We start from the raw sequence: 419 nt of genomic DNA, 5'->3' as shown, positions 1-419 counted from the left end.
GGTAGTTTCCATTCCATTCCATTCCATTCCACTCCATTCCATTGCACTCGGGTTGATTCCATTCCATTCCATTCCATTCCATTCCATTCCATTCCATTCCATTCCATTCCTTTCCATTCCATTACGGATGATTCCATTCCATTGCATTCCATTCCATTCCATTCCCCTGTACTCGGGTTGATTCCATTCCATTCCATTCCAATCCATGCCATTCCACTCGTGTTGATTCCATTCTTTCCATTCCATTCAAGTTGAATCCATTCCATTGCATTCCATTCCATTCGATTCCTTTCGATTGCACTCGGGTTGATTCCATTCCATTCCATTCCATTCCATTCCATTCCATTCCATTCCGTTCCATTCCATTCCATTACATTCGGATTGATTCTATTCAATTCCATTACACTCAATTACATTCC

The 419-nt window shown here is 41.3% G+C and carries 1 protein-coding gene; it reads right to left on the bottom strand.

The features are described from left to right. Window positions 1–395: hypothetical protein (locus tag AAZR19_RS18925; RefSeq protein WP_434703992.1), on the bottom strand; the 395-nt coding region annotated here is incomplete at its 3' end. Window positions 396–419 lie beyond the last annotated feature (24 nt).

This window comes from Bacillus sp. Je.9.29.b (assembly GCF_051129925.1).
Classification (GTDB): domain Bacteria; phylum Bacillota; class Bacilli; order Bacillales; family Bacillaceae; genus Bacillus; species Bacillus safensis.
The sequence above is the reverse complement of the archived record's forward strand: the minus strand, read 5'-3'. Positions and strand labels throughout refer to the sequence as shown.